This is a genomic window from Vibrio sp. GJ43-1, from assembly GCF_055808835.1.
On sequence record NZ_CM147884.1, the window covers coordinates 1967736 to 1993577 of the forward strand.

Sequence of the window (25842 nt, forward strand, 5' to 3'; positions counted from 1 at the left end):
TGTTAATTCTCCAATATGTGTTCGACTAACTTCCCGTAGGTATCGGGAAAGGTGTATTTTTTGCCGTCTCGAATGAGCTGACCAATGGCAGTTTCAATGTCACCATCATGGAATTCGATAAAGCTGTTTAGGATTTTTCCGTACTGTCTGCGCATCCAAAAAGCAGAAGTGAGTAGGTCACATGCGGCTTTTTTCGATGGCACAGGTTTGGTATTGAACGGCTCTGATACCGCAATGGACGCTGCAAACGCATTGATAGCCGCGAACGCGCCCGATGGATTGAGTAGAACGTCAATGTTCCACTTTTTCAGTTCAACCTCTGAGCGATACCAACTTAGGCCAGTGTTCGCCAAGTTCTGCTCAAGGGCTTTGTTATAGATTCGCCAGTACACGCGAGACGTTCGCGAGCCAATGGAATATTGCTCTTTGCTGTAAACGGGGTTGCCGTTTTCATCCATTTTTTCAATGTCGTGACCGATAGAGAGCTTCGGGCCACGACCGCGAGCTGCGGTGCGAAATGCATCGTCATGCCATGCTTTACGAGCGTATTCGCAATCAAAAAGACCGTCGTAATCGTCATACGCTAAGTCAACACGCGCTAAGGTTTGAACACCAAGCACGTTAGATAACCAATCATGAATCGCCCAAGGTTGGCGACGGTCGAAAACGTGCTTACAACCAGTGCCGTTAATCTGGAAATGTACGGTATCGTTATTTCCGCCGATACCAATGAAGCCGCAGAAGTCTTCACCGTCTTTGCACGTGAGCTTCATGGAGTCGCTATAGTATTGAAAACCCAGACCACGAGGCGCAGACATTGAAAGCCCAAGCACTTGATTGGTGAAGATGACCAAACAACGCTCAAGATACTCGCGATAGATAACTTGGAATGCAGCGGTATAGCTCTCAATGTCTTGTGTGGTCTTGGCTAGCGTCGGATTGAACTCAGGTGGAGCAGGGAACTTAGGTGCTCTAGCGTGACGCTGTAACAGTGATTTTTCACGTAACTTTAGCTGTGGTAATACGGTTCCGTGCTTAGGTGCGTTGGCTAAATTGCTGTAAGCCGTGTGGCAATGACGCAAGTCTTTAACCGAGAACGTGAAGCACAGAAAGTCGATGTGAACTTGTTCTGGTTTAGCTATGTTCGAATTTCTCGATGATTTTTTTAGCCGTGTTCATTCGAATACTCCCATGTCGAAGCGTTCTTGATAGGTCGTATTGGTAATGGACACGAGTTCGTATTGACCAAACTCAGAGACAGCCCAAGCTTCAAGGTTTGAGAAAGATTTAAAGAGATCCCAATCTTCAAAACCTTTTACGAGCACAGACACCGTGTAGTCAGGCATAAGGTCGTAGTAAATAACTTGGGGTTCAGTCATGATTAATGGGTCTCAGTTGTTGTTTTGGATGAAAGCGAACAGCCAACATTCAAAACGGTTAGTACGCGAATTTGCGGAGTACACACATAGTAAATACGCGAATTTGCGTTTTGTAAATACGCAAAAATGCGGCTTGATGAGCTAAACTAGGATTTCGGAGGATTGTGAAAATGCAAATAAATGAACTATTAGATGCGTATAAACACGCAAACAAGTACACACAAGACAAGCAGATAGCGCATGATTTGCAGATAAGCACCCAAAAGTTATCTGATATCAGACAAGGAAGACGCTATCTAACTGAAAAAGAAGCGCTTTTGTTAGCTGACCATGTAGGCGCGGATAAAGAAATCGTGTTAATTCAGTTAGCTGCTGATAAATGCAAAACTGTCGAAGGACAAGCGACTTGGGCAGCAATAGCAAAAAAGTTTGAGAGCCTTGGAATCTCTAGGATTTCCATGGCTTTAGGTGGTTTAACTGTGGCGTATTCTAGCACTCAAGAACTGGTATCTCAGTGCGTATTATCTATCTTATGTTAAATTGGTCCCGAGATAGTAAGATTAACCTAGTGCTCAGTTGTTCCCTGCTACATTGGGTGCTGTGCTTTCTTTGTGTATTTAACAATAACGCTATTTACCATAAAATACCTAATAATCACATTAACTTAATCTACGTTTAAGTTAATGTGATTATTAGAAATCAAGAGATTCAAGCAATGGCTTAGTTCGAATTAAGCCATTGCTTTTGGATGACTAAACTAAATTGTCATCCACATCTGATTGTGTGCTTGTGCCTGAATTATCATCAGTGCCAAAGCTACCAGTATCATCGGTAAAGTCTACATCCACCTGTGTATTGTCACTCTGTGTCCAATCACCACCATTCGCTTGCTGTAATGATGACGTGTCTTGGTTTTGCTGACTTGAAGCTTGCATCGAATATTGTTCATCAATATCAAGGTCGAGCGTTGCTGTTGCACCTTCTACCGGAGCATCTAAATCATCAAACCCTTGGAACGAAAGATTCGCAGAGCCCTCATATTGATCGTCGAGTGCTAGTGTGACAGATTGACTTAAGTCACCTGATATTGTGTAACCACCTTCACCATCACTTAATGCGCCATTGATTTCTGCACCTTCGGGTAGATTTGTCACCGTGATGTAATCGACGCCATCGACGGATGTAACCTCGTCTGGAGCGCTAATTTCCACTTCATCACCAGGTGCTGCCGTTATATCAACAGAGCTTTCAATGCCTGAATCTACTTCGTCACTTACGCTCGCACTCTGTGTATCAACTGGCTGCACTTGCGCTTCCTCAGTCTCTACCGTCAAGCTTGTTGTATACGCTTGTTCCGCTCCAGCGCTATCTACAACTCCAGCACTAAGATCGATATTCCCTTCAAATCCGTCATCTGGCCAGAACGTCCACATATCGTTTCCATTTGAAATTAGGGCTCCTTGATCTCCAGTATAATCTAGATCAATTAATGTCGAGTCGTCTAAGCCTAAGTTAGCTAAAACGTTAGCTCCACTAATTTCAATTGATCCATCATCAGCTTGAGCAAGTGTTTGGCTCACGGCAACTTCATTATCAACACCAATATTAAAGTGACTTTGAACACTATTTTCTCCATCGCTAGCAACAAATCCAACCTGAGCTTGACCTGTGTAACCTTCTGCTGGAGTAAATTGATAATTACCCTGCCCGTTTGATTCAATCAGTCCTTCTCCCGCGAGTAAAGAAACGGATTCGATACTTAGATCGTGATTATCCTCAGAGCTAATCGTCGCAAGCATATCGTCGTCAGTAAACGTTAGGGGTTCACTTTCATTGATATCGGTATTAGCGATAGCGTCTATAGTTGGAGAGCTAGTAAGTGACTCACTAGAATCAAAGACACCGATATCACTTTGTTCATCGTATAGAATGCCCTCTTTTTCAATGACATAAGCCAAGTCAACGTTACCAGAAAAACCGGGTGCAGGGCTGAAGGTCCAAGTACCATCGTCATTGTCAATTAAGCTTCCTTGAGATGGGTCGACTAAGTGTACGAGTTGAACGTCATCACCCTGCTCTGCTTCGACATTTTGTGCAATGGCAATAAGGTCGTCATGACTAATAACCAGTTCTTCACCAGATACGACATTGAAGTCACCACCTACTGGCTGCTCAGGCTGGTCGTTAGATTCATCGCCATAATCGACGGTGGTTGCTGTCACGGTGACGAAGAAATTGCCATGAAAATCATCGGGAGGCGTCATTTGTAGATTATCAATATCCCAATTGGTAATATTGATTAATTGTCCTTCCTCAGTAATGTCAATGACGTTACTGCCGTCACTGAGCGTAAAGCCGACCGGATAACCCGTCATGACGAGGTTGCTCAGTTGCTCTGAATCATCAATAAGATTAACATCTAAGTTTAAGTAACCGGTTGTGTCTTCATCAAACACTAGTGGTCCATCATGTGCTGTTGTGATGACCGCGCCATCGGCTAACCGGTCTTACATAAACAGGCACGTCTAAGGCGGTTTCAAACTCGCCGTCTGATGCGATCACTTGTAATTCCGATAATCCCGCAAAATCACTAGTAGGAGTAAATGTCCATGTCCCGTCGCCATTGTCAGTGACGCTACCGCCATCTTCATTATCCGCTACAATGACTCGAGAAATAACCAGCTCTGTTGTGTCGATATCTCCGAAGAGATCGAGCATATCAGAGGTGTCAAAGGTAAAGGCGTCGTCTTCATTGGTCGTCAAGAAGGCATTACCCACGGTAAATGGTTCATCATTTACTGGAATAACGTCCACATTCACGGAGCCTTGTGCACTCAGTTCTCCATCTGAAACAATGTAATCTAGCTCAACGAGTCCATTAAAATCTTGACTGGTCACTAAATGGTAAAGTCCGTCAGGCTGCTGTTGCAACGTTGCATTTTCCGGAGATCGCACAGTTAAGCTTTCTAGGGAAAGCGAGTCATTATCAATATCAGAAGCTTGAGAGAGGATAAATGCAGGATCGACCACCAATACTTGGTCTTCATCTGTCGAGTATGTGACCGTTGGAGCGTCAGGTGCATCATTTACCTCTGCTAGGTTAATGTTCCCCGAGACTTGAGTACCATCAACGCCATCGTCTACTTTAAAGGTAAATGGAACATCACCATTTAAGTTTTCTGCTGGCGTGAATGTCCACGTGCCGTTTTGATTATCAATTAAATCACCAAATGAAGGATCAATTTGAAGATCATTCGCAGTCAGGTCGTCATCCTCGATATCGACAGCGTGAACAAGCAAGTCCTCTTGCGATATTAGAATACTTTCGTCTTCAGTACCTACAAGCTCAACATTTTCTGATGTTGGTGCGTCATTGACGGCATTCACACTGAGGTTGAGGGTATTCTCCGTTGAAAATTCGCCATCACTGATGCTATAGGTCAGCGCGAGATCACCGTTAAAGTTGTCACTTGGAGTGATGGTATATGTGCCGTCATTATTATCAACAACTGAGGCATTAGGGTCGTTGCTTTGTACATTGCTCGCGGTCAATATATCGCCGTTAAGATCCGTGGCATTTTCTAACAGCATTTCTTGTGTTACTACCACACTTCCATCTTCATCAACCGATGAGAAAATTGGCGTAGACTCTGGAGCGTGCTCACGGGCATCAACATGGATTGATTGTGACGTTGTTTCTGCGTCGTTATTCGATAATTCTGTTGAGGTCGCGTCTATTTGGATATCAAATTCGCCGCTATAGTCAACCTAGTAAGTCGATGGATATAGGTTCTAGCAAAGCGACAGTGGGCAGAATAATAGCTTCGGATGTATCAACCGTCACTTCACCTTGATAGATGCTACTGTTTACTTCACCCAAATCAATGGTGAACAAGAAATCATCATAATCACGATCTCCCCCGTTATACATATCCTCGATACCATAAACCAATTCATCATTTTCGTTGAAGTAGGTTCTAGTATGATCAATACCATCTTGGTTAAGGTTAGGGCTCGTACCACCGTGGAACACGGCATCACCATTTTGGCTTTGAATCACGGTTTCATCGCCATTGGCGTTAACAAACACCAATTGAGGATCAGTTGAACTGGTGGTAGCTTGATTTCCGTCTGTATCCCTGAATTCAAACTGCCCCTCACCCAGTGCGTTAAAATCATTGTGGTTAAATCCATTTGGTATCACAAAGAGATTGAAGCTTTCGCCTTGTTCCAGGTCGAAACTAAACGATGACTGGCCTGGAATCAGCTCACCACCACCTCCAAGTTGTGAGGCATTTTCATACACGACTTCTACATCTTGTATCTGCCCATTTTCATCTACTTTATAGTAGCCGACCGTATTGAGGTATCCTGCTCCCTCTCCTTCAAATGTCACAGTTATTTCACTATCTACATAACTTGTGAGACCATTACTTTGGTCGTTTAGAACCGTATCACTGTCATATCGAATCACTGATCCTTCAGGAATACCAGATGCCGATACGGATAGCATTTCAGAACCATCGAGATCAGTGACGGCCCCTGAAATATTGAGCTCTATCGTATCATCTGGGTCAATAACTATTCCGTCAGCTCCAATAGCTTGCCCATCGCCGTCGGTAATGGTCAACGTTGGTGCGTCCGCAACGGCATCAACGGTTAACGCTATATCTGAGGCTACAATAGTCTGCCCATCAGACACATTCATGTTGAACGTTATCTCACCGGAAAAATCGGCATCGGGCGTGAGCGTATATGAGCCATTTTCATTAGCGGTGACGGTAGCGTTGAGTGCAGAATCGACACTCGCAGTGAGTGCGTCTCCATCGACATCGGTGGAATTGGCTAACAATTGTGCTTGTGACAATGTGATGGCCCCATCTTCATCGACGCTGTAAGACAGCGGGCCACTTACAATTGGAGCATCATCGACCGCTGTCACGGCAATATCAATATTGCCAGTGGAGAGTTCGGTTCCATCTGTCACATCAAAGCTAAGATTGAGCGCACCATTAAAGTTTTCATTTGGCGTAAAGGTATGGGTCCCATCACCATGAGAGGTTAGCACGCCATCCGTGCCCTCATAATGAACACTTCGGCAACACTTAATATATCGCCATCGATATCGGTCGCGCCCACCAAGAGTTCGGCATCTGTAATGGTGAGCGTACCATCTTCATCCATGCTGTAACTTTGGTCATAAATTACGGCCGCATCATTAACGGCGGTGACGGTGACATCCAATTGTGCAGGCGATACCCCACCATTACCATCATCAACGGTGTAGTTAATTTCAAATTCACCATTAAAGTTTTCATCCGGTGTGATGGTATATGTGCCATCGCCATTATCGGTGATGACACCATTTGGCATATTAATATCGCCAATAGTGACGTTGTCACCACCATCAGTGCCACCGCCTCCATCTGTCCCTTCATCGACGTCAAACAGCGCCGCAATATCAACACCATTTTCAGCATTGGCCGCCTCTTCACTGGTCGGTAAGGTAAACGCGGTTTGCCCCCCAACCTCTTGACTTGGTACCACAATGCCATCTACGACGTCAAACACATGCCAGTGATCGCCACTGATGTTTTCTGGAAGCTCTGGAGCGAAGGTTTGAACCAATGTATCACCGACAAATACTTGTACTTGCACATCTTCTACACCATCCACATCCCAACTACGATTGGTGTAGTTGTGTACCGAGTAATGCATATTGGCATCTTGATAGTTCGGAATTGTGATGGTTTCAGGACCATGACCATTGGTGTCATCAACGTCTTGTTGAACCGTCCCCCCGCTCAAGTTATGGCTCATATCTTGATAGAAAATATGGTCTAGTTCGGCGCCTGTATCCGTATCATAAAGCCATAAGTGGTTGTCCATATCACGTGGCGACGCCCCCCATGTCACTACAATACGCATGTCTGTAGAATCGAGTACCTCCGACAGTGAAATCACGCCACTATCGGTGGTTTCACCTAGCAGGCACCAGGAAGCTATTGGTGATAGCGCCTTCTTGTTCAATAGTAATGCTGCCTTGTTCAAAGACAGAGCCACTGACAGTATATTGACCTTGCGCGTCGGTTTGCACGGTTTGCGAATTACCCACAGCATCGCTTAACGTCACATCCGCCCCAACAACAGGCTGACCATCTTCTGCGTTAAGCACCGTACCTGATACGGTTGTCGCTTCACCTTGCTCACCAATGATGGCGGTCATGTCGTCATCTTCAATGTCAGTGGCAAATTGCAACAACTCTTGTTGAGTGACGGTATACGAGCCATCTTCTTCAATCGTAATCGGTACATCGGCTGAAATGATTGGCGCGTCGTTCACTGGGTCGACGGTGAGCGCCAAATTGCCCGCGACAGGTGTGCTGCCATCGCTGATGTCGTAAGACACATCAATTAGGCCGTTAAAGTTAGCATCCGGGGTGATGGTAAAGGTGCCATCGCCATTATCGGCAATGGTGGCGTTCGTCGCGGATAAGTTGTCCGCGGTTAGTGCATCCCCTTCAATATCAGCCGCATTGGCGAGTAACTGTGCTTGGTTGACGATGATACTGTTGTCTTCATCGACGCTCGCAGTGACCGTGTCAGTGGTCGGTAAGTCATTAACAGGGTTAACGGTTAATCCACCCGTTGCTTGAACGGTGGCATCGCCATCAGAGATATCAAACGAGACATCAATATTGCCGTTAAAGTCGGCATCAGGGGTGATGGTAAACGAACCATCTTGGTTATCCAGTACCGTTGCATTGCTTAAGCAACCGTGACGTTGCTGGCGGTTAAATCATCCCCGTCTACATCACTGGCTTGAGACAAAAGTTGGTTTTGTGACAGGGTAATGTTGCCATCTTCATCTAAGGTGTAAGCAATGTCCCCGCTCACGGGCGCATCGTTGACGGCCAACACATTGACATCAAAAGTAGCGGCGACCTGAGCGCCATCTTCATCCTCAATAACAATGTCCAGCGTCACTGTGCCATTGAAGTTTTCATTAGGAGCAAAGCTGCATGTGCCATCGTTATTAACGGTGAAAATCCCGTCGGTACCGTCATAGCTCACGCCAACCAATGATACATCGCCTTCAACATCTGAGGCGCTCGACAACAGTTGGTCTTCATTGAAGATCAACGTGTTATCTTCGTCAACGGTATAGGACGCAGTCCCAAACACAGGCAGATCGTTGACGGATTCTACAGTTACGCCAATATTCGCTTGGCTCGATTCGGCGCCATCCGTGACAGAATAACTAAGGGTCAACTCTCCATGGAAGTTTTCATTGGGAACGAAGGTATAGTTGCCTTCCCCATTGTGAGTAAATACCCCTTCCGTACCTTCATAACCCACGCTCTCGACTGTCAGTTCATCACCATCAATATCAGATGTCGCTAACAGAATATCTGCGTTACTAAACAACAACGATCCATCTTCCTGAATAGTGAACGGTAAATCATTGGCGGTCGGTGCATCATTTACAGGTGTGACGTTAACAAAAACAGTGGCGGTATCGAATGAACCATTTCCATCAGTTACGGTATAGTCAAAAGACGTTTGCCCGTTAAAATCCGCTTCAGGAGTGAATTGAATTTGACCATTTTCATCTAAGGACACACTGCCATGAGTATCATCGCTGACCTCTACACTCACTAACGTGAGCTCGTCACCATCAATATCAGAGTCATTGACTAAAAGATCACTGGCTTGAAGTGTGAGCACGCCATCTTCTTCCACATCGATTGCTCTTGAGGTGATGGTGCCGTCAATTTCTACCAGTTGTTCAGTGACGTTTAAGGTATCGTTGGCAGTACTGTGGTTAAGATCAAGTTGCAGCGAATTTGTCACCTCACTGCCATCACCTTGGATGGTCGTCAGATGAATCTCTTCTGACATGGTTCTGGAAACCGTCATATTTTGGACCACATAGGTGCCATGACCACCAGTTGTCCCTAATTCAAACTGGTGAACCGGTACATCCGTGGTGAAGGAGTATGTGTCTTCATATTCGCCCGAATCCCGATAGCCTCCTTGTGTACTAATCAAGTTACCTTCAACGTCGAACGCGCGGATATTAACTTGGGTTGCCTGAGAGCTGCTTTCGTCAAAATACCCCCTAATCCGTCGAGCTGGAAAGTAATTTGGTTAACGTCTTCACCTTCAACCGTTACCGTTAAAGTTTCATCTTCACTCAAACCACTGCTGGATTGGTTGCCAATTCCAGCCCCAATATGACTGTTAGGACCATTCCATGCTGCGAGAGAACCTTCGCTAACAACTGTGGTAATGACAACACCGTCTTCCGTGTAGATTGCAGTGTCACCTTGAACGTCACCCCAATCGCTCGTTGCTGCCGTACCATCAAAACCAGGGCTATTTTCATCACTATCAAAGCTACCGACACGAATATCCCTAGTGTCGGCTTGAATTTCTGTCGTATTTGGTACAAATTGAACTTCAGTGTCGGCTGGGTATTCCAAGCCAATCACCATATCAGCCCACTCCCCATTGTCATCTAGATATTGAACTGCGCCGTGTTCTGGCGCCACATCGAGGCGAATCATTGGGTCGGCACTGGATAAGTTAATATCATCTCGTGCTACAACCGGATCATTAACAGGATCAACAGTAAGGTTTATGGCCGTGGCGATCGTTTCGCTACCATCAGAGACATCAAAACTTAGTGATAGCGGTCCATTAAAGTTATCAGCAGGAGTGATGGTAAACGTACCATCTTCGTTGTCAGTGACACTGCCAAATGCTTCAATATACAAATTGTCCGCGATTAACTGATCGCCATCGATATCTGAAGCATGGATTAAGAGCTGCTGCTGTGACAGAGTGATTGAATTGTCTTCGTTAACTTGGTACGAGACAGGCCCTGTTACAACTAGGTGTATCGTTAACAGCAATCACATCAATATTTGCAGTTGTCGTGGCAGTTGTACCAGATTCATCGATAACCACGACTTGCAGCTCTACCTCACCATCAAAGTTTTCATTTGGCGCAAAGTAATAAGTACCATTTTCGTGCACCGCAAAAATACCGTCACTGCCAGAATATGTGACTGATTCTAGCGATACTTGCTCGCCATCGACATCACTTGAATTGGCAAGAAGCTGCTCAGCAGTAATATCAATGATGCCTTCTTCGTTAACAGAATAGGAGGTGGACCCGGCGATCGGTGCATCATTTACTGCGGCAACGGCAATCTCAATACTTGCACTAGAGAGTTCGGTTCCATCTGTCACATCAAAGCTAAGATTGAGCGCACCATTAAAGTTTTCATTTGGCGTAAAGGTATGGGTCCCATCACCATGAGAGGTTAGCACGCCATCCGTGCCCTCATAATGAACACCTAAGCAACACTTAATATATCGCCATCGATATCAGTCGCGCCCACCAAGAGTTCGGCATCTGTAATGGTGAGCGTACCATCTTCATCCATGCTGTAACTTTGGTCATAAATTACGGCCGCATCATTAACGGCGGTGACGGTGACATCCAATTGTGCTGGCGATACCCCACCATTACCATCATCAACGGTGTAGTTAATTTCAAACTCACCATTAAAGTTTTCATCCGGTGTGATGGTATATGTGCCATCGCCATTATCGGTGATGACACCATTTGGCATATTAATATCGCCAATGGTGACGTTGTCACCACTATCAGTGCCACCGCCTCCGTCTGTCCCTTCATCGACGTCAAACAGCGCAGCAATATCAACACCATTTTCAGCATTGGCCGCCTCTTCACTGGTCGGTAAGGTAAACGCGGTTTGCCCCCCAACCTCTTGACTTGGTACCACAATGCCATCTACGACGTCAAACACATGCCAGTGATCGCCACTGATGTTTTCTGGAAGCTCTGGAGCGAAGGTTTGAACCAATGTATCACCGACAAATACTTGTACTTGCACATCTTCTACACCATCCACATCCCAACTACGATTGGTGTAGTTGTGTACCGAGTAATGCATATTGGCATCTTGATAGTTCGGAATTGTGATGGTTTCAGGACCATGACCATTGGTGTCATCAACGTCTTGTTGAACCGTCCCCCCGCTCAAGTTATGGCTCATATCTTGATAGAAAATATGGTCTAGTTCGGCGCCTGTATCCGTATCATAAAGCCATAAGTGGTTGTCCATATCACGTGGCGACGCCCCCCATGTCACTACAATACGCATGTCTGTAGAATCGAGTACCTCCGACAATGAAATCACGCCACTATCGGTAGTTTCACCTAAGCAGGCACAAGGAAGCTATTGGTGATAGCGCCTTCTTGTTCAATAGTAATGCTGCCTTGTTCAAAGACAGAGCCACTGACAGTATATTGACCTTGCGCGTCGGTTTGCACGGTTTGCGAATTACCCACAGCATCGCTTAACGTCACATCCGCCCCAACAACAGGCTGACCATCTTCTGCGTTAAGCACCGTACCAGATACGGTTGTCGCTTCACCTTGCTCACCAATGATGGCGGTCATGTCGTCATCTTCAATGTCAGTGGCAAATTGCAACAACTCTTGTTGAGTGACGGTATACGAGCCATCTTCTTCAATCGTAATCGGTACATCGGCTGAAATGATTGGCGCGTCGTTCACTGGGTCGACGGTGAGCGCCAAATTGCCCGCGACAGGTGTGCTGCCATCGCTGATGTCGTAAGACACATCAATTAGGCCGTTAAAGTTAGCCTCCGGGGTGATGGTAAAGGTGCCATCGCCATTATCGGCAATGGTGGCGTTCGTCGCGGATAAGTTGTCCGCGGTTAGTGCATCCCCTTCAATATCGGCCGCATTGGCGAGTAACTGTGCTTGGTTGACGATGATACTGTTGTCTTCATCGACGCTCGCAGTGACAGTGTCAGTGGTCGGTAAGTCATTAACAGGGTTAACGGTTAATCCACCCGTTGCTTGAACGGTGGCATCGCCATCAGAGATATCAAACGAGACATCAATATTGCCGTTAAAGTCGGCATCAGGGGTGATGGTAAACGAACCATCTTGGTTATCCAGTACCGTTGCATTGCTCGGCAACCGTGACGTTGCTGGCGGTTAAATCATCCCCGTCTATATCACTGGCTTGAGACAAAAGTTGGTTTTGTGACAGGGTAATGTTGCCATCTTCGTCTAAGGTGTAAGCAATGTCCCCGCTCACGGGCGCATCGTTGACCGCCAACACATTGACATCAAAAGTAGCGGCGACCTGAGCGCCATCTTCATCCTCAATAACAATGTCCAGCGTCACTGTGCCATTGAAGTTTTCATTAGGAGCAAAGCTACATGTGCCATCGTTATTAACGGTGAAAATCCCGTCGGTACCGTCATAGCTCACGCCAACCAATGATACATCGCCTTCAACATCTGAGGCGCTCGACAACAGTTGGTCTTCATTGAAGATCAGCGTGTTATCTTCGTCAACGGTATAGGACGCAGTCCCAAACACAGGCAGATCGTTGACGGATTCAACAACGACGTCGATGGTACTATCAGTAACAACAGTACCATCTGAGACGCCGTAGCTTAATGAAATGCTGCCGTTAAAGTTTTCATTCGGGGCAAAGGTATAGGTACCACCACCTAAGTTGGTTAAGACACCGTCTGTTCCTCCGTAGCTAACATCAGATATTGAAAGTGAATCACCATCAATATCTGAAGCGCTCGCTAATAGATCGGCGGCTGTAAAACTTAATAGCCCGTCTTCTAATACGGTGTATTCCATACCTTCGACGACCGCTGCATCATTCACGTTGTCAATTTGAACCTCGAATGTGCTTTCTGTCGTTCTTGAATCAAAAGAGTCATCTTGCTGTGACTGTGCGAGAGACTGTTGATCTAAAACATTAACTTCAAATTCTTCACTGGACGTTTGAGTACTTGGTTCTGCTTGAGTGGAAGCGGATGGTGCTGCGCCATTAGTTTGGTTAAGAGGCTCCGTTTGGCCCTGAGCACTTTGACCACCAGCGGAGCCTGATTGCGTCGTATCTCCTCCGACTGACTGTGCACCTGGCACCTACGGAATTAGACTCTGGAGCTTCTGTACCCTGGCTCGGTGTATTCGCTGCATCGCCTTCAATGACATTTGATGATTCCGGTTGTGTCGCGGTATTCGTGCTCTCACTCCCTTCACCTTGTACAGCTTGCTGCTCTGATTCTTGTTCATTACCACCAGCGGCTGACGGATTCGCATTAAGCGCTTCATTTATTTCATCGGCGGCATCAGCGGTTTCAGCTCCGGTCGCGATGGTAGTAGCGATGGTACTTTGTTGGTTTTGTTGCCCTTGTTGTTGACCGACGTTTTCATCGCTAGTGTTAACTTGTTCTACCGCATCATTGAGTGGATTATTCTCGTTGCTATCTACCATCACAGCCTCCAAAGCATCACTATCTATTGCATATCAATTACTTCACTAAGACTAGTAAATGAAATTATGATTAGTAGAAAAGTTTACGAGTCATCGACTCTACGTTTGATATTTTTTTAAACAACAGCTTGTTTTTGTGACAAATGTAGGGAACCTCCCGAAATTATCTTTGAAAATTATCCAGTTATATCCTTAGCTAGTTATTAATAGTCGATGTGAAAACGGTACGTCACTTTGCGTATTTGCATAGCCTTTAGTTTATTGCTGATTCAAGGTAGATAATGTGAGCAAAAATAGCATAGAAAAACATATCCGCAGCGCTTTGATTCAAAACGCCTCCGTATCTGATAATGCCTACGTAGACGAAATTAAGATCAAAAGTGCCATGACGTCTGTTCATAAGACACTGCTGTTAACGTTCTTAATTGCTATCGTATTGTTGCTAATTGCATCTCAAGCGCGTATCGACATTGTTGTGTCATCTCGAGGGGAGCTGCTTTTAGATTCTGATATTGAAAGAGTTCAACATCTAGAAGGAGGAATCCTTGACGAATTACTCGTTAAACCCGGGGATGTGGTTTATGAAGGTCAGCCTATCGCCAAATTGAAGTCGTTGGACAGAAACTCCCTGCTCTCAACAACCGATTCTGAAATTACTCAATTGGAAATGGATCGACTTCGCTATCAAGGTCTAATCACCAATATTCAACCTGACTTTTCAAGTTACTCCAGCTTTCCGAAGTTAGTCTCGTTAAATCAACAAGCTTGGCAGCAAGAAAGCAGTAAGAACCGCTCGAGTGAAACCTTGATCAAGCACGATATTGAGCATAAACAAAACCTAGTGCAGTCGATGAAGCGCCGTAAGCAAAGTTCTCTCAATCAACTTAAGCTCATTCGTAAGCAACTAACGATTAAACAAACGCTTTACAAAGAAGAGATGGGGTCATATGTCGACGTGCTAAATATGCAAGTGCAAGAGTCGAATATGGTCCGGGAAATAGAAAATCTCGACGAATCCATCATGACTGAAAGTTTTCAGTTAACGCGTTTAGACAAACAACTAAATGATTTAATCGTCAACCGAAATTCAGAATACCAAGCTCAGATTATTCAAGCCGAAAAAGAGCTAAGTATTAAACAGATCCAACGACCGCAACTTTCAGATAAGGTTGATCGATTGATCGTGTACGCCCCCGTTGATGGTGTGGTAGACAAAATTCACTTCAACTTTCGTTCTGCCGTGATTCCCCCAGGTGAAAGTATCGCTGATATATCGCCACTTGATAACCAATTGCACGGTGAAGCAAAAATTCCGAGAAAAGAAATGGGATTCGTCGAGGTTGGTCAGCAAGTGAAGCTAAAGTTTGATACCTACAACTTTTCTAAATATGGCTTCATTTCTGGAAAAATTGCCTCTATCAGTCGCTCTTCTTATGAAGAAGAAGATGCGGAGTATTATCTTGCCAAAATCATTATTGATGATGATTTCCTAGAAAAGTCAGGCACTAAATACAGCTTATCCCCTTACATGGAGTTCACTGCAGACATTAAAACGGGTGATCGTCGAGTCATTGAGTACGCAGCAAAACCGGTTATGTCTGCCATTGACGATGCATTTGATGAAAGATAATACGGATGATGAATAAACTATGAAGCCGAAATATCAAATTTATACTTTTCCCGTTATTAAGTTAGGGATCTTAGCTCTGATGATACTGACATCGGTCGGTGTATGGCTAGGTGCCCGCTTCTATCTTTCCGCTCCCAACAAACAAGATTTTGAAACGCCACTTATTCAACAAAGTAAAGTATTAACACAGCAGTTAGAAGCAACCGTGATTTCACTCGATGTTTGTATTCAAGGGTCAAACTGCGATGAAGCTAAAAGCAGCCTTAATGGATTAATGAGTGCGCTAAATGAGTTTAAGTCACTTGCTTCCTCTGATAAATCTCAGCTGAGTTTAGTCGGCGCAGTCGAGTACAGTCAATTAGAACTGGCAGTATTACGATTTTTGGCGAAAGAGGACCATTTGCCAAACGACTATCAACAACTACGAGAAGCATTAAGCCGAGATTACGTCGAAATTCGTAATCGTTTTGATGATTTGTTTTATGTTGAACATGAACGTGTCGTCAATGAACTTCGCTCTAGTATTGATACGATGTTTCTCTTATCCCCTTTCATCGCTTTGATCGCCATTTTCGTTGTATTAGGTGGTTGGTATAGGCTCAAGAAAACGGCACGAAATAGACGTTCAATCAATGATAGCTTTCTGTCGTTATCAAACCGTCTTGATACACTAGACTCGAATCAAGTTGACAGCATTTTAAATAACGTGTCCCTAGACCCTATTGAGCGCAACATTTACTCCAAATTGCGCACGGTATTTGAAAAGGTTGATCGACAACAGCAAGATGCAGATTTAAATCAACAACTATATGGTTTAATCGGTTATGAAATACGCGGTATCACGAGCACGATAAAAGGCGGTATTCAATATCTTGTGCAAGATTCAGAAGACAGCCGTGCCGTATTAGCAAAAGACATTACTTCCGCGGCGGATACTCTCTCTGACCTTGCAGAGAACTATAATAGATTGTTATCGCAGGGACGTGATAAAAGCAGTAGTAGCTTTTCTTTTCTTGACGTTTTATCTGAATTGACCGTTCATCTTAAAAGTAAGCTGCACCGTGAAAGCCGATTGATCGAATGTGACTTTAACTCGAACCTACCGCTCCATGTAGTGGGTCATCAAACAAGCCTATTTTGGATATTGTTTCTAAAACTATCTAGTGCGATGCAAATTCAAAACGACAAGCACGTCTTGTTTCGAGTGACATCAGAAAGCGCTGAAAATGTAGATAAAACACGTATCACCTTATCCATTACCTTTTTAACTCATCTGAATGTAGATCAGAGAAAAATTGATTCTCTACATTGGTCTGAACGCAATGAAACCACCACGTCAAATGATGAGTGGACCCTCTCGATACTCAATAACATTAGTTATTTTGATTCTCATTGGTATGAATCAGGCCAACAGCGTCGGTATGAATTAGAGCTTGATATCGAGGCTCAAGATTTCCAAACATCCAAATCCCAGCAACTTAAACAGCGACATATCGTGGTTTGTAGCCAAGGGAAGCTGGCACTTGATCTATTGAGTACGCAGCTAACGAGCCATGGTGCCCAAGTAACCCTTTGCAACGACCCCAATGAGTTGTTTCGCATCACATCTGATTCATCGGATGTCGACGCGATCATTATCTCTGATCTAATAGAAGGCATTCAAATAGAATCCTTTAGTAAAACGTTAGGCGCTAGACTCAAGGCTGCTAAAACAAAGCTCTTTTTACTGGCAACGCATGCTGAAGATGTACATGGTGCGTTTGAATACGTAGATAAAGTATTCTTCACGCTTAGCACTGCCTCATGAATTCATTCCTAACCTTACCGAAGCACTGGAAGCTGAATCTGTAGAAGAGACGCTTGAAAATAGCTCATTCTTAATTGTTGAGGACGATAAAGTTCAACAGTTCCTCTTAAAGCGAATTCTAATGAAACAAGAGTATCAAGCCGATACGGTTGGCGATGGGTCTGACGCTGTAGATTGGGTTAGAAATCAACGGGCAGACATCATTTTCATGGACTGTATTATGCCGGGTATGGGCGGTATTGAAGCAACAAAACTTATTCGTAAGCATGAAAGTGACAGTAATTTAACGACCCCTTCTACTATTATTGGCGCGACAGCTTTAACCAGTGTGGCCGAGCATAAAGCGTGTATAGAGGCGGGTATGGATTACGTCATTAGCAAACCCTATAAAAGCGATGAAATTATCAAGGTGATCAAGAAGTATGTGGCATTTCAAAAGCTTAATTAGCGTGATTTGTGGGTTGATATACTCATTCCCGGCGGCTTCTTCAACCGTGTTAGAAGCGGTGCAAGTGGGTTTGAACAATAATGTCTCGCTGATCGCCAGTCGCAAAGGGGTTGAAGAGAGCGCGTACAATATTGATGTGAGCCGCTCTAATTTTCTCCCCACAATATCAGCGGACGTCAAGACAACATGGAACTCGTCGTCCACACGCTTGAGCGGCATTAGTGATAACGAGAGCGCTTATAATGATCATGGCTATGGTATTTCCTTGAGCCAAACCCTCTTCAATCTTTCTGATATTTATGCTTATGGTACAAGTAAACTAGACCTCTCCATTGAAGAGGTAAAGAATGAAGCCAAAACCCAGGAGATAATCGAGCAAATCACGGCCCAGTACTTTGAATACTTAAAAAATGGTGCGAAAACGAGAGCAACAAAAGCAGAGCTGGAGTCTTCTATGAGCTTAGTTAACACAAATGAATCGAAATGTGTCGTTGGGTAACGTTGCAGCAAGTGAATTGTATGAAGTGGTTGCTCAAAAAGAAGGTATCGCCAACCGATTAAGAAGCTTACACAAAGACAAAGAAGTCATTTTAAACCGCCTGTCTTTACTCACACAATACCCATTAATTCCATCTCAAGACCTGAAGAGCCAAGTCCTCTTAACCGAGATACCATTCGACAAACAAACCGATTTACTTGGTCAGGCAATGAAGTTCAACAACGACATTATCTTGTCTCAAAAAACGCTGGAGCGAAGCTTTCGTACATTAAAAGAAACGGGGTCAAACTTTACCCCTAACTTGTCAGCTAACGCTAGTTATCGACATGAAGACACAAATAACTTTGACCTTTCATCGAATCCAAATGCTACGGCATCAGTGATGACCGCTCATTAGGGTTGGTGCTTACCGTGCCGATCACAACGGGCGGTTCAGACTATTACGCCTATCAAAAAAATAAGAAAACTATCGAACGTAACGATTTGCTGTTAACCGATAGCCAAAATACCGTTAAGAACGATGTTGAGACCTCCATTCTTAACATCAATGACTTTTCTCAATCTGTGTTTACCTACGAGACCATCATTAAAGCAAACTACTCTTCCTACAAAGGCATTAAGCGTGCACACAGCTTGGGAACACGGACTATCACTGACTTACTCTCCGCTGAGAGTAAGTTGTTTAACAGTATTCGCGATTATGAAAGTGCTAAGTATGACTATGTCATCGAATCCATCAAACTTGATCGGCTTGTTGGCAATCTATCACCACTTAGCGTGGAGAAAATCATGTTAATGATGGATAACGAGTCGACGATTCGTCACCAGGACATTATCCCTGAGCACCTTAAGAACTAAAGAAATCCCAGCCGGAAAATCGGCATGTTTTTAATGATGAGTAATTGAATCGTTCAAGATAGCAAAATGAACGAGGTGATTTGCTTTGGGGTATGAATGAATAGGAAAGAGCAATGAAGACAGAGTATTTTTCACAGCAAATTACATGGATAGATAAGCTTTATCTCGTGTTTTCTACGATTATGTCGACCTTGTTTGCACTTGTCCTTCCTTTTTCGATTCTTATTATTTTTGACCGAGTGCTGCCCAATCAAGCCAAGGACACATTATTTGTTTTGTTTGCGATTATCCTTATCGCTATCTATCTCGATTACTTATTAAAAAACCAAGAAGAAGTGATTACGACTTCTTTGATGAAAAACTTCGAGAGCTAGTTAACGAACAAAGTCTTTCAAGCCATTTGCCTCGCGCAGATCCCACAGTTTAACAAACTAGAACCAGGGCAATATTTGGAGCGTGTAGCGACTATTCCCGAGTTAAAAAGCTTTTTTGGCGGTGAAGTGGTTCGAGCATCGATAAATGCAATGGTCAGCGTTATTACTATCGTCATCATTAGCCTAATCAATGCGGGAGCTGGGTTAACACTTATTGCGGCGTCAATACTATTGTGGGGCGCATCATTGTCCATCTCTTCACGAAAAGTCACCGCGCTTAGAGAAAAGTCAGAAATTGAAGGGTTAACCAACTCTAAAATCATCGAAATTGTGTCTCGTCCATTAGACAATAAGAGCCGCACGATGGAGTACCGTTTAGAGAGTTTGATGACGGAGATGATTCGGACGCGTGAAAACAAAAATATTGCATACGAAAACTTAGAATCCCAATTCAACTTAACACTTACACTCATTCAGCAGTTATCTATCGCGGTTGTCGTTGTGCTCCTTGCTATTTCCGTCATTGAGCTCGAAGCAAGTCAGGGTGTGATGGCGGCGATTATTATGCTGACCAATCGATATTTTGGTCCTTATCAGCAGATGATGCGCACGCTAGGTCGCTGGAAGACCAATAAAATGCAGATTACCGACATTGCCGAAATTTTATCGCTTCAACATCATAGTAGTGATAATAGCAAGAACGTTGACGTATCCCCCCATACCGTTCAAAACAATGCACGTATGACGGATGGAGATAATCCTAATGAACTTAATAGTGAACAACACCAACCTGGTCACATTAGTCAGTCTCTTAACCTTCCCAATAACCCTGATCCTAAAAGCATTGAAGTTGAACTTGGCAGCAACCAGAGAATTATTTTCCAAAAAGGACAGCCAATCATCTTAAAAGGACGATCGGGTACTGGGAAAAGTCATCTAACGCGCTGTTTAACGCGCGATACTCAGTGCGAACATACGGTCATCCGAGTTGGGACGAAAGAGATAAACGCGTTACATTACCAATCTTGGCGAGATAGCGTACACCGAATAGATAAAAACAGCAGTTTTGTGGAAGGTTCTATTATTGACAACTTAACCTGCTTCCGTCCTATGCTAAATGGGGCAGCGTTTACCTTATGCAAAGGTCTTTCCGTCAAAAATGAAATCGATGCATTGGAGTCCGGGTTTTATACCCAGCTAAAAGGAAGTAATACCATCCCCCTATCAAGACAAGTGCAATATGCGCTACTTATCATTCGTGCCATGCTATGCCAGAAAAAAGTGTTAGTCCTTGATGATATTGATAGTGTTTACGACCAAGAGTTTGCCACTCGTGTTGTATCAATGCTCGTCCCTAAAGCAACATCACAGTTCCTCATTATTATCAGTAACAAAATCAATCATGAAGCCCATGGCGTGAAGTCCATTAAGTTGACAAAGGAGTTTGCAAGCTAATGACTATCCTTATCGATTTTAATAATGTCGGCCAACGCCTCAAAGACTTCGAATCTGAAGAGTTTGAGCATCGTTATGCAGAGTCTCCTCTGTTGCGTGGTCTTGCTTACACACTGATCTCTTTAGAGTGGGAGGGAACGCCAGAAATTTTATCCGATGCTTTTACACCTGGTGAAGTCGATCAAAACGGGTTCGAACTCACTCTTTCGAGGCTTGGGTATCAATGTCGGACAACTCATTATTCAAGTGCGTCAGATTTAGCCGATAAAGATATTCATTTTCCATGTTTTATTGAGTTAGAGAAATTCTCCGCTGTACTTATGTCTATAGACAATGGTGAAGGTGTACTCTTCGACTATCGAAACAATAATACCGTTACCGTATCACTTGTTGATGTACCGTTTGCGATCACCGTAGTATCGGAATACTCCAAGCTTTTTCGAGAGCCTCCGCCAGAGTCACAAGATAAATCCAACTGGATAAAATACGCTTTTTATCGTTATAACAATGAGTTTAAGAGCTTAGTCTTCCTGTCTCTTGTGATTAATATACTGAGCGCATTACAGCCGTTCTTCATCATGGGGGTTTATAATTTCGCCCTATCTTCTAGCTCCATCCCCACCCTATACTGGCTCACATCGTTTGCGCTGTTTTTGGCATTTTCTGAATATATCTTCCGAAGAGTGAGAATGAAGGTACTCGCAACTTCAGGTCAAGACCTCGCGGTTCATATATCACGTAATGTTATCGCTAAACTACTTTGGCTCCCTTATTCAATGACATCATCAGCCGTGTGTATCCTCACAGATGGCACGACTCAAAGATATAGATCAATTTCGCAAGCTTGTAACCGCAGAATCCACACTTAGTTATTTTGACCTTCCGTTTGTCGTGCTATTTATTGTCGCAATTACCATTTTGTCTGGCTATGCCGCGTTGACGGTTTTAGTGGGCATTCTATTGATGATTGTATTTTGTCTCTACTCTCGATATCTCTATACTCAAGCGACATCGAAAAGCTCCAGAGCCAATGCCATGGTTTCTTATCAATGGAATGAGTTATTAAGGGGCATAACAACGCTACAAGGTTTGCCGTTACTTAGAATCATCCAATCTCGATTTAAAGCCGCCCACGAACAAAGCTCTTCTGATGCCGCCTTTGTTTCTACGACAAATAGCAAAATACAAGCGATGGGGGTGGGCTCATTCAAGCTATCGGAACCGCCGCGATTGTGACAGCTGTTATCAGCGTAATGGATGGGACGACAAACGCAGGGGCGATGTTGGCGACCGTAATTCTAGTCTGGAAAGCGTTGGGGCCGATCATGGGGATCTATAACTCGTTAGCTAAATTTAAAACCATCCAATCTTCTACAGCTCAGATCAATGCACTCATGTCGCTAGACGATGATAAATCATCCATTGAGAAGAGCCCACCTATCCGGCAGTTTGATGGTCAGATATCAGTTAACGGGCTAGTACATCGCTACCCGGGTGCTGCGACTGGGTTGACTAATCTTAGTTTTAAGATAGCACCTGGGAGTAAGGTGGCTATATCTGGTCCAGCGGGAAGTGGTAAAACGACATTATTGATGTTGCTCACAGGGCTAGAACCTCGCTATCAAGGGTCCATCCTTCTTGATGGTCACAACATAAAGCAATTTAATAGCTTTAGATATCGCAAAGGGATCAACTACATCCCTTTTGATCTTCACCTTTATGAAGGGTCTATTGAATCGAACTACATTTTGCACAATGGTGTCATTTCAAGAGAGCAAATGTCTCAGTCCTTTGCACTTCTTGGTTTAGACAAGGTTTTTCCTGAAGGTTTGGGGACGATGATTAGCGCTGACTTTTTAGCCAACCTTCCCTCTGGTTTAATGCAACGGTTACGCCTTGCGATTGGGCTCGCTGATACCAGTCAAAACATCATCGTGATTGATGAGCCTTTAGTGGGCGTGGAGAGTGAACATGTGACATACATTAATCAACTATTTGCGGGAACACTGCGCCATAAGACAGTCATTTTTACAACGGTCGATCCTGCTCTTATTTCTAGCTCTACGTTCTGCTTGCTACTGGAAAAAGACGGATCACAGAAGTATTTCGGTGCGCCTGACAAAGTGATGAATGCCATGGGACAGCATTGACATTAAAAATAGAGTTCCAATTATAAGAAAAATGCAGTTGCAAGCTTAGTTAACATGAATAACACAGCGGAAGCTAGCAGCATAATTGGAGCGAATGACGTTAACTAGGGGTAAGTAAAAGTAAGATTCGGCTAGTCTAATACACCGTTATTTAGGCGATGTCGTTTGTTTTCCCGCTTGATATTGCGAGCTATTGTAGCTGTATTTTAACGGTATGTTCATCTTGGTCGGTGATAATAATATCCATTGGGATTTGTGTTTCGGCTATTTCACTTTTATCGGTTAGTAATACATCGTTTTTACCAACAATTGAGGCTTTAACTGTTAATTCTTCTGGTTTTGTGAGCATTAACGTATTTGTTGAATCTTGATACATAAAAACAACCAGTTTCTCTTGTAATTTCACCTCACATCCGGAAGAAAATTCGCAGACCTGCGTATTCGACACTTCGTACGTGACCGTTCTGTACGTAAATGCGGCAATTAACACCATCATCATGATGATAATTTGACCAAGCCTGCCTTTTGTTAATTTTTCAGCTGCCATTATGGGCGTTCTCCGTGTAACAAACTTCAAAGTTTTGAAATAAATGGACATAAACCAGACCAAGAGTAAGGTTACTGCCCTGTTCTTAAATTGTTAATTGCAGTATTATTGTCGCTTGAAAATGCTACTTTTTGTTAAAACCTACAAGGGAAGTAACGTTTTGAAAAAGCGTTAGTTCTATTGCGCGTTTGGGTAGCATTACGACATGAGTCGTGTTGGAAGTAAAGTATAGTTAATTATAAATTGGAAGCATGTTAATGAGCCAGGAAAAGCAGCTTGAACAAGTTTACAACTATACCGTAGTACGCCAGTTCACTTTAGTGACCATTCTCTGGGGTATTGTTGGTATGGCAGTAGGCGTTTTAATTGCCGCTCAATTAGTTTGGCCACAGCTCAACTTTGATACGCCGTGGTTGACGTATAGCCGTTTACGTCCGTTACATACTAATGCGGTAATTTTTGCATTTGGTACCAGTGCTCTGTTTGCAACGTCTTATTACGTTGTGCAGCGTACCTGTCAAACTAGATTATTTGGAGGACCTCTTGTCCCATTCACTTTTTGGGGATGGCAAGCAATCATTTTAGCTGCGGCTATTACTCTGCCTTTGGGTTACACCTCTGGTAAAGAATACGCAGAATTAGAGTGGCCTATCGATATCGCCATCGCTATTGTGTGGGTGTCTTACGCTATCGTCTTCTTTGGAACACTTATAAAGCGCAAAACTTCACATATTTACGTCGCTAACTGGTTCTTCGGTGCATTTATTATCACCGTTGCCGTCCTGCACATTGTGAATAGTTTGGCTGTACCCGTCTCATTAGGTAAGTCTTATTCCGCTTATTCCGGAGCCGTCGATGCCATGGTGCAATGGTGGTATGGACATAACGCAGTAGGTTTCCTTCTTACCGCTGGTTTCTTGGGAATGATGTACTACTTCGTCCCTAAGCAAGCAGAGCGTCCGGTTTACTCTTACCGTCTATCGATTGTTCACTTTTGGGCATTGGTTTCGTTGTATATCTGGGCTGGTCCTCACCACCTTCATTACACGGCGCTTCCAGACTGGACACAATCACTAGGTATGGTGATGTCATTGGTTCTATTCGCTCCATCTTGGGGTGGTATGATCAACGGTATTATGACGCTATCTGGTGCTTGGCATAAACTACGTTATGACCCAATTCTACGCTTCTTGGTTGTCTCACTATCATTTTATGGTATGTCGACATTCGAAGGCCCAATGATGGCAATCAAAACGGTTAACGCCCTATCGCATTACACAGACTGGACCATTGGTCACGTACACTCTGGCGCATTAGGTTGGGTTGCGATGGTTTCTATTGGTGCGGTATACCACTTGATTCCAAAGTTATTTGGTCAAGAACGTATGTACTCTGTAGGCCTTATTAACACTCACTTCTGGTTGGCAACAATCGGTACGGTTCTTTATATCGTTGCGATGTGGATTTCAGGTGTTATGCAAGGCCTAATGTGGCGTGCAGTTAACTCAGACGGCACATTGACGTACAGCTTCGTGGAATCTGTTCAAGCCTCTTACCCGTTCTACACAGTTCGTTTCATTGGCGGTTTGATTTTCCTTTCGGGTATGTTCTTGTTGGCTTACAACGCATACAAAACGATTACTGCAGAGAAAGGTAGCCTTAAAGCTATCCCTCAATCAGCATAAGGAGATTAGAGAATGAGCTCAAATTCGAAAAATCGCCATGAAATCGTTGAACGCAACGTAGGCTTACTGGCTATTTTGATTGTTTTCGCTATTAGTTTAGGGGCTCTCGTAGAGATTGTTCCGCTAATGTTCCAAAAGCAAACAACAGAACCTGTGAAGAACTTACGTGTTTACAGCGCATTAGAGATGGAAGGTCGCGATATTTACATCCGTGAAGGTTGTAATGTATGCCACAGTCAAATGATTCGCCCGTTCCGTTCAGAAACAGAGCGCTACGGTCACTACTCTGTTGCTGGTGAAAGCGTTTGGGAACACCCTTTCCTTTGGGGTTCAAAACGTACTGGACCTGATCTCGCTCGTGTTGGCGATCGTTATTCTGATGAATGGCATCGTGTTCACTTGATTGATCCACGTGAATTGGTTCCAGAATCCAATATGCCAGGCTTCCCTTGGTTGGCGGAAAACGAGTTGGACGGTAAATTGACACAGAAGAAACTTGAAATCTTCCGTAATCAATTTGGTGTTCCGTACACGGATGAGCAAATTGCGAGCGCTGAGAGCGATGTTAAAGGTAAGACAGAGATGGATGCCATCATTGCTTATCTTCAGTCTCTTGGCCACGCAATGAAATAAGG

10 protein-coding genes and 5 pseudogenes are annotated in these 25842 nt (G+C 44.0%); 9 read left to right on the forward strand and 6 right to left on the reverse strand.

The window, feature by feature from the left end:
• Positions 1 to 2: 2 nt before the first annotated feature.
• Both AC0L66_RS09540 and AC0L66_RS09545 read right to left on the reverse strand, forming a co-directional pair.
• Complete coding sequence (locus AC0L66_RS09540; protein ID WP_473567078.1) at positions 3 to 1082, reverse strand: replication initiation factor domain-containing protein; 1080 nt, start codon at positions 1080 to 1082, stop codon at positions 3 to 5.
• Positions 1083 to 1175: 93 nt separating this feature from the next.
• Entirely contained in the window at positions 1176 to 1379 is a 204-nt protein-coding gene (locus AC0L66_RS09545; protein ID WP_473567079.1) for a hypothetical protein, read from the reverse strand.
• A 170-nt stretch (positions 1380 to 1549) separates the two neighbouring features.
• On the opposite strand from AC0L66_RS09545, the gene AC0L66_RS09550 reads away from it, so the two are divergent.
• Positions 1550 to 1918 (forward strand): DUF3693 domain-containing protein, encoded by a 369-nt coding sequence (locus tag AC0L66_RS09550; RefSeq protein ID WP_428755020.1) that lies wholly within the window; start codon positions 1550 to 1552, stop codon positions 1916 to 1918.
• 213 nt (positions 1919 to 2131) lie between these two features.
• On the opposite strand, the pseudogene AC0L66_RS09555 reads toward AC0L66_RS09550, so the two are convergent.
• The 3 genes and pseudogenes from AC0L66_RS09555 to AC0L66_RS09565 all read right to left on the reverse strand — a co-directional run.
• Positions 2132 to 5075, reverse strand: a pseudogene (locus AC0L66_RS09555) (tandem-95 repeat protein); the annotation flags it as partial.
• Positions 5076 to 6042: 967 nt separating this feature from the next.
• Positions 6043 to 13183, reverse strand: a pseudogene (locus AC0L66_RS09560) (tandem-95 repeat protein); the annotation flags it as partial.
• Positions 13184 to 13313: 130 nt separating this feature from the next.
• On the reverse strand, positions 13314 to 13754 hold the full coding sequence (locus tag AC0L66_RS09565; protein ID WP_473567081.1) for a hypothetical protein: 441 nt from the start codon (positions 13752 to 13754) through the stop codon (positions 13314 to 13316).
• Between the two features lie 283 nt (positions 13755 to 14037).
• Between AC0L66_RS09565 and AC0L66_RS09570 the strand changes: the two genes are divergently transcribed.
• The 6 genes and pseudogenes from AC0L66_RS09570 to AC0L66_RS09595 all read left to right on the forward strand — a co-directional run bounded on the left by AC0L66_RS09570 (position 14038) and on the right by AC0L66_RS09595 (position 22975).
• A complete protein-coding gene (locus tag AC0L66_RS09570) occupies positions 14038 to 15384 on the forward strand; it encodes an HlyD family type I secretion periplasmic adaptor subunit (RefSeq protein ID WP_265672854.1) in 1347 nt (448 codons plus the stop codon).
• A gap of 19 nt (positions 15385 to 15403) precedes the next feature.
• Positions 15404 to 17191, forward strand: coding sequence for a hypothetical protein (locus tag AC0L66_RS09575; protein ID WP_473567082.1), 1788 nt, complete (start codon positions 15404 to 15406; stop codon positions 17189 to 17191).
• A 73-nt stretch (positions 17192 to 17264) separates the two neighbouring features.
• Entirely contained in the window at positions 17265 to 17639 is a 375-nt protein-coding gene (locus AC0L66_RS09580) for a response regulator (RefSeq protein WP_473569213.1), read from the forward strand.
• Positions 17614 to 18996: pseudogene (locus AC0L66_RS09585) on the forward strand (TolC family protein). The gene AC0L66_RS09580 and the pseudogene AC0L66_RS09585 overlap by 26 nt, the downstream one beginning before the upstream one ends.
• A 113-nt stretch (positions 18997 to 19109) precedes the next feature.
• Positions 19110 to 20825 (forward strand): annotated as a pseudogene (locus AC0L66_RS09590) (ATP-binding cassette domain-containing protein).
• Positions 20825 to 22975, forward strand: a pseudogene (locus tag AC0L66_RS09595) (ATP-binding cassette domain-containing protein). Before AC0L66_RS09590 ends, AC0L66_RS09595 begins: the two co-directional pseudogenes overlap by 1 nt.
• 190 nt (positions 22976 to 23165) lie before the next feature.
• Here the strand turns inward: AC0L66_RS09595 and AC0L66_RS09600 are convergent.
• On the reverse strand, positions 23166 to 23522 hold the full coding sequence (locus AC0L66_RS09600) for a hypothetical protein (protein WP_265673258.1): 357 nt from the start codon (positions 23520 to 23522) through the stop codon (positions 23166 to 23168).
• 257 nt (positions 23523 to 23779) lie between these two features.
• Between AC0L66_RS09600 and ccoN the strand changes: the two genes are divergently transcribed.
• Both ccoN and ccoO read left to right on the forward strand, forming a co-directional pair.
• Positions 23780 to 25207: a cytochrome-c oxidase, cbb3-type subunit I gene (ccoN, locus tag AC0L66_RS09605; protein ID WP_250619107.1), complete on the forward strand. Its 1428-nt coding sequence runs from the start codon at positions 23780 to 23782 to the stop codon at positions 25205 to 25207.
• Positions 25208 to 25219: 12 nt separating this feature from the next.
• Positions 25220 to 25840: a cytochrome-c oxidase, cbb3-type subunit II gene (gene ccoO, locus AC0L66_RS09610; RefSeq protein ID WP_250619106.1), complete on the forward strand. Its 621-nt coding sequence runs from the start codon at positions 25220 to 25222 to the stop codon at positions 25838 to 25840.
• Positions 25841 to 25842: the final 2 nt, after the last annotated feature.

What these genes read in the sequence shown, in the direction of transcription:
- AC0L66_RS09600 (WP_265673258.1), bottom strand. Translation starts at nt 23,522, where the DNA reads ATGGCAGCTGAAAAATTAACAAAAGGCAGGCTTGGTCAAATTATCATC.
- AC0L66_RS09575 (WP_473567082.1), top strand. Translation starts at nt 15,404, where the DNA reads ATGAAGCCGAAATATCAAATTTATACTTTTCCCGTTATTAAGTTAGGG.
- AC0L66_RS09545 (WP_473567079.1), bottom strand. Translation starts at nt 1,379, where the DNA reads ATGACTGAACCCCAAGTTATTTACTACGACCTTATGCCTGACTACACG.
- AC0L66_RS09565 (WP_473567081.1), bottom strand. Translation starts at nt 13,754, where the DNA reads ATGGTAGATAGCAACGAGAATAATCCACTCAATGATGCGGTAGAACAA.
- ccoN (WP_250619107.1), top strand. Translation starts at nt 23,780, where the DNA reads ATGAGCCAGGAAAAGCAGCTTGAACAAGTTTACAACTATACCGTAGTA.
- AC0L66_RS09550 (WP_428755020.1), top strand. Translation starts at nt 1,550, where the DNA reads ATGCAAATAAATGAACTATTAGATGCGTATAAACACGCAAACAAGTAC.
- ccoO (WP_250619106.1), top strand. Translation starts at nt 25,220, where the DNA reads ATGAGCTCAAATTCGAAAAATCGCCATGAAATCGTTGAACGCAACGTA.